Genomic DNA, 4756 nt, shown 5'->3' on the forward strand with positions numbered 1-4756 from the left:
GGTCCGCCACCGGCGGGGGTCACGCGGTCACCCCCGGCACCGGCGGCTCGGGCGGGCACGTGACCCCCGTGACCCCGCCCATCGCGCCGTCGGCTGCCATCGAGACCCTGCAGAAGGAGCTCGGCCGGCTGAACTACTACGAGGGCCCGGTCACCGGGATCATGAACACCCAGACCACCCAGGCGATCACCTACCTGCAGCGCGACGCCGGGCTGCCGCAGACCGGCACCATGAACGCCGCCACCCAGGCCGCCCTGACCCAGATGCTCGCCACCGGCAACAACCAGATGGCAGGCTGACCGCCCCGCACGACGCCCCCACGAGCCCGCGCCCCCGTCGGACGCGGGCTCGGCGCCGTTCTCACGCCGTGCGCGGCAGGGGAAGCGTGGCGGTGAGGTACCGGCGGAGGGCGCGGAGGTCCGCGGTCTCGGCGTGCAGGGCCAACAGGTCGAGCACCCCCACCTCGGCGGACGTCACCTCCACCAGCAGCTGGCCGTCCTCCATCCGGACGTCGACCGCTGCGGGCCGCGCCGCCCCGAGCGCCTGTACGGCGGCCTCGGCGGCCGGGTCGAACGTGATCAGCAGGCGGTCCGGAGCGGTCCGCTCGGTGTCTCGCAACCAGCGTGCGAGGACGACGTCCAGATCAGCGGGCTCGTGCACGGTGGCGTTCATGTCCGGGGAACGGCGCCGCCGCCCGACCCGTTCCCGCCACGACTCAGAGAACTCTCACGTTGCGCGCGAGCAGCCCGACCTGTCCGGGCGCTGCTCGCCCTCGGAGCGGACGACCGGGCTCCTCGGGCGCCACCCACGACGTCGGGCACGGGCGGCCTGCACGACATGCTGGACGCGTGATCGTCTGGGTGAACGGGACCTTCGGGGTGGGGAAGACGCAGGTCACGCACGAGCTGCGGCGACGGCTGGGGGCCGGGTGGATCGCCGACCCCGAGCTCGTCGGGTTCGGGCTGCACCGGATGCAGCCTCCGGCCCGGCGCCGGGACTTCCAGGACCTCGCGGCCTGGGGGGCGGGGGTCGTGGAGGTGCTCACCGGGCTCGCGGACCTCGACGAACCGGTCCTGGTGCCGATGACCCTGGTCGACCACGCCGACGAGGTCCTCGGCGCGTTGCCGGACCTGCGGCACGTCACGCTGGTGGCGCGGCCCGAGACCGTCCGGCGGCGGCTGTGGTCGCGCGGCGGGCCGGTCCGCGACCTGTGGGCGCTGGAGCAGCTGGAACGCTGCACGCGGGCGCTCGCCGCGGAGCGGTTCGCCACCCACGTCGAGACGGACGACCGCACGGTCGACGAGGTGGTGGAGGCCGTCGCCGCGGCGGTCGGGGTGACGCTGCTGCGGCCCCGGGAGCCGCGGCCGCTCGCGTTCCTCCGCAGGCGGGCCGTGCAGCTGCGGCACCTGCGATGAGTTTCGCGGAGCGGGGCGGTCCACCCCGCGAACCCCCGACGGAAGGACAGGCATGCGCGAGATCGTCGTCTCCGAGTTCGTGACCCTCGACGGCGTGATGGAGGCCCCCGGCGGGGAGCCCACCCACCCCCATACCGACTGGGTGCCCCCGCACAGCACGCCCGAGCTCTTCGCGTTCAAGGCGGGGGAGGTCGATGCGGCCGACGCCCTGCTGCTCGGCCGGACCACCTACGAGAGCTTCGCCGGGGCGTGGCCGGGCTACGAGGGACCGATGGCGGAGCGGATGAACACGATGCCGAAGTTCGTCGCGACCTCCCGACCCGCGGAGCTGACCTGGAACGCGACCGCGCTCGCCGGGGACGTGGTCGCCGCCGTGACCGACCTGAAGAAGACCGACGGCGGGCCCCTGCTGGTCAACGGCAGCGCCACCCTGGTCCGCACGCTGCTCGCCGCAGGCCTGGTCGACGAGCTGCGGCTGCAGGTCTTCCCCGTCGCGATCGGTGGGGGCCTGCGGTTCTGGCCGGAGGAGCGGGGCAAGGTCGTGCTGAGGCTCAGCGACACCGTGCGGTACGGGGACGTGGTGGCGCAGACCTACCGGGCCTGACATCCGTCACGGCCGGATCGTGACGAGCGGGCCGGGGCCCGGCTCGCCCGGCCCGCCACGCTGGGCCCATGAACGAGAAGACCGCCCCGCCGGAGCTGCGCCGGGTGACCACGTTGCTGCTGGTCAACCTCGGTCTCAGCGCCCTGCTCGCCGTGCTGTTCCTGATCTTCCACAGCTCGCTGCTGGACTACCAGGTCGCGCACATGAGCCTCCCGCCCGGCGCGGACGTCGCCGCGGTGCGGGAAGGGCTCGGCGCCGGGCTCTGGGGTCGGGTCGCCGGCGTGGTGGTGATCGGGCTCGTCTACACCGTGCTGCTGCGGCGGATCCGCGCAGGCCACCGGCGGGCCTTCGTCCGGGTGCTGATCCTGTCCGTGATCAGCCTGCTGGGGATCGCCTACCTGCTCTCGACGGGCCAGTACCCGGTGTGGGTGGACGTCGAGCAGGTGGTGCAGGCCGTCGTCGTCCTGGCACTGCTGTGGGCGGTCACCCGGCCTGCGGTCCGGGCGCACTTCCGTCCCGCAGCCGTGCAGGCGCCTTGATCCGCCAGGCCTCCTCGACCAGTTCGGTGAGCCGCTCGCGGTCGATCCGGTCGAGGTCCACGAGGATCGAGCCGTGGCCGTCGTAGTGCGGGGTGGTGAAGAAGGCCGGGTCGCCGGAGGCCAGCAGGGCCTCCTTCTCGTCCAGCCCGCACATCACCACCAGCCCGCCCTCGGCCTCGGTGCGCAGCCGCACGAACCCCTTGCCGCGCACCTTCAGCGCCGGGGTGCGGTACCAGGTGGACTCCTCGGTCTCCGGCAGTGCGGTCCCGATCTCCACGACGTCGTCCCAGGTCATGGGCACAGTGTGGACCCCGTCGTCGGCGCCGTCGTGGAGAAAACGGATCAGCGCACGTGCCGACGGCGGCGGCGCTGGCCGGGCTGGGGGACCGGGGCCTTGGCCAGCACGACGACCCCCACCACCGCCACGACCATGCCCGCCCCGAAGGGGATCCACCAGCCTGCGCGGATCTCGTCGCCGAGCAGCACGATGCCGACCAGGCCGGGGGCCAGGACCTCGGTCGTGGCGAACACCGCGGTCACGCTGGAGAGGTTGCCGATGACCAGCGCGCGCGAGTACGTGGTGATCCCGATGATCCAGAAGACCACGATCAGGTAGGTGGCGGGCTGGGTGGCCAGCGCGACGACGTCGACCTCCGCCCCCGCAGGCAGGTGCACCGCCCGGACGGCGAGGGAGGTCCCGCCGAAGCCCAGGCCCGCGATCAGGGACAACGGCCAGGCCGCGGCCAGCCGCCAGACGGCGATCGCCGCGACCGCCAGGGCTGCGACCGCCGAGATGAGCACCAGGACGGCGAGGGCGGAGAACTCCGCCGGTGCCTCACCCTGGGCGCTGGCCGCGATCGTGGCCAGGCCGAGGACGCAGGCCGCCACGGAGAACCGGTCGCGGATCCGCAGCCGCACCCCGTAGAGCGCCCAGCTCGCCACGGCCGTGAGCGCAATCGCGCCGCCCAGGATCGCCTGCACGGCGAAGACCGGCAGGTGCCGCAGGGCGACGACCGTGCACACCCAGGCCAGGCCGTCGACCAGCAGGCCGACGAGGTACCAGGGCCGCAGGGCCAGAGCGCGGCGCGAACCGGTCTCGTTCGCCGCGGCGGACTGCAGCAGCCCGGCCCCGGCGTTGCCGACCATGGCCGCCAGCGCGAACAGCAGCCCGGTCAGCACGCGGGTTCACCTCGGGCCACGGCTCCACCGTGGCACGGGGCGACCGATCATGCTCGGCTGTTGTCCACGGGCGAGGCGGGGGTCACGGCGGGCGCGGTGGGCGCGGGGCGCGGGGCGGGCACCTCGAAGAAGCCGCTCATCAGGCCACCGGGCACCGGGGGCGCCGCGTAGCGCGCGGCGCGGGCCTCGGCCAGCCGCTTGCGGGGCTCCTCCGACAGCCGGACGGCGAGCAGCACCAGGGCGGTCCCGACGAGGGCGGGGATCCCGACCAGCAACGCCGGCCAGCCGAAACCGAGATACGCGACGACCACCGCCACGACCTCGAGACCGATCACCCACACTGCCGACCGTGCCACCGCCGGTCCTCCCGTCTCCACGAAGCCGGGCGGCACCCCTCGCGCCGCCCCACCCGACTATCGACGCCCAGTAGGGGAGCGTCACGCAGCGCACCCAACCCGAGACTCAACCGAGACCCAGACCGGGTGACCCACCCGCGAGCCCGCCCCCCACCCCGCAGTCGGCCACCCCAGCCCGCGAGTTCGACCCGCTATCGCGCGAGTCGGCCACAGCCCGCGAGTCCGACCCCCTATCGCGCGAGTCGGCCACAGCCCGCGAGTCCGACACCACAACCCGCGAGTCCGACACCCCAGCGTCCGAGACGGACACCATGGCCCGCGAGTCGGATCTGCCGACCACCGCAACGTCCGACTCGCGCGTCGAAGCCGAGGGACTCGCGGACGCGAGTCCTACACCACAACCCGCGAGTCCAACACCACCGCCCGCGAGTCGGACCAGCCGACCACCACGACGTCCGACTCGCGCGTCGAAACCGAGGGACTCGCGCGTCGAGAGTGGGGGACTCGCGGGCGCGAGTCGGACACCACGGCGCGCGAGTCGGACAGCACAGCCCCGTGAGTCGTCGCCTGTCTGCTGGTCGCTCGGGGTCGGGTCAGCCTGCGGCGGTGGGTGGGGTGGAGGGGACGCCGTCGGTGGCCGGGGCACCGCCTCCCGCGTTGCCG

General features: G+C 73.9%; 8 protein-coding genes. 4 read left to right on the plus strand and 4 right to left on the minus strand.

All coding sequences use genetic code 11. From position 1 onward, the window contains the following. On the plus strand, positions 1-299 hold a 299-nt coding region (locus tag H5J29_RS21195), incomplete at its 5' end, for a peptidoglycan-binding domain-containing protein (protein WP_220187723.1). A 61-nt stretch (positions 300-360) separates the two neighbouring features. Here H5J29_RS21195 and H5J29_RS21200 read toward each other — a convergent pair. Further along, the gene (locus H5J29_RS21200) at positions 361-672 is read right to left on the minus strand and encodes a hypothetical protein (protein ID WP_181782796.1); all 312 of its coding nucleotides are present in this window, start codon (positions 670-672) and stop codon (positions 361-363) included. Positions 673-848: 176 nt separating this feature from the next. Between H5J29_RS21200 and H5J29_RS21205 the strand changes: the two genes are divergently transcribed. The 3 genes from H5J29_RS21205 (at position 849) to H5J29_RS21215 (ending at position 2558) form a co-directional block, all read left to right on the plus strand. Beyond that, complete coding sequence (locus H5J29_RS21205; protein ID WP_181782797.1) at positions 849-1415, plus strand: DEAD/DEAH box helicase family protein; 567 nt, start codon at positions 849-851, stop codon at positions 1413-1415. A gap of 52 nt (positions 1416-1467) precedes the next feature. Then, on the plus strand, positions 1468-2019 hold the full coding sequence (locus tag H5J29_RS21210) for a dihydrofolate reductase family protein (protein ID WP_181782798.1): 552 nt from the start codon (positions 1468-1470) through the stop codon (positions 2017-2019). A 68-nt stretch (positions 2020-2087) separates the two neighbouring features. Continuing rightward, positions 2088-2558 carry a hypothetical protein gene (locus H5J29_RS21215; protein WP_181782799.1) on the plus strand — a complete coding sequence of 157 codons (471 nt, stop codon included), beginning with the start codon at positions 2088-2090 and terminating at the stop codon, positions 2556-2558. Here the strand turns inward: H5J29_RS21215 and H5J29_RS21220 are convergent. From H5J29_RS21220 to H5J29_RS21230, 3 genes are read right to left on the minus strand one after another with little or no spacing between them, the layout of a single operon-like run. After that, positions 2503-2853: an MmcQ/YjbR family DNA-binding protein gene (locus H5J29_RS21220; protein WP_181782800.1), complete on the minus strand. Its 351-nt coding sequence runs from the start codon at positions 2851-2853 to the stop codon at positions 2503-2505. The genes H5J29_RS21215 and H5J29_RS21220 overlap by 56 nt on opposite strands. 47 nt (positions 2854-2900) lie before the next feature. Further along, positions 2901-3737, minus strand: a complete 837-nt coding sequence (locus H5J29_RS21225) for a hypothetical protein (RefSeq protein WP_181782801.1) — start codon at positions 3735-3737, stop codon at positions 2901-2903. Between the two features lie 47 nt (positions 3738-3784). Next, complete coding sequence (locus H5J29_RS21230) at positions 3785-4093, minus strand: hypothetical protein (RefSeq protein ID WP_181782802.1); 309 nt, start codon at positions 4091-4093, stop codon at positions 3785-3787. Positions 4094-4756 lie beyond the last annotated feature (663 nt).

It is taken from the genome of Pseudonocardia pini (assembly GCF_013870575.1).
Taxonomy (GTDB): Bacteria; Actinomycetota; Actinomycetes; order Mycobacteriales; family Pseudonocardiaceae; genus Pseudonocardia; species Pseudonocardia pini.

What these genes read in the sequence shown, in the direction of transcription:
- H5J29_RS21200 (WP_181782796.1), bottom strand. Translation starts at nt 672, where the DNA reads ATGAACGCCACCGTGCACGAGCCCGCTGATCTGGACGTCGTCCTCGCA.
- H5J29_RS21220 (WP_181782800.1), bottom strand. Translation starts at nt 2,853, where the DNA reads ATGACCTGGGACGACGTCGTGGAGATCGGGACCGCACTGCCGGAGACC.
- H5J29_RS21215 (WP_181782799.1), top strand. Translation starts at nt 2,088, where the DNA reads ATGAACGAGAAGACCGCCCCGCCGGAGCTGCGCCGGGTGACCACGTTG.
- H5J29_RS21210 (WP_181782798.1), top strand. Translation starts at nt 1,468, where the DNA reads ATGCGCGAGATCGTCGTCTCCGAGTTCGTGACCCTCGACGGCGTGATG.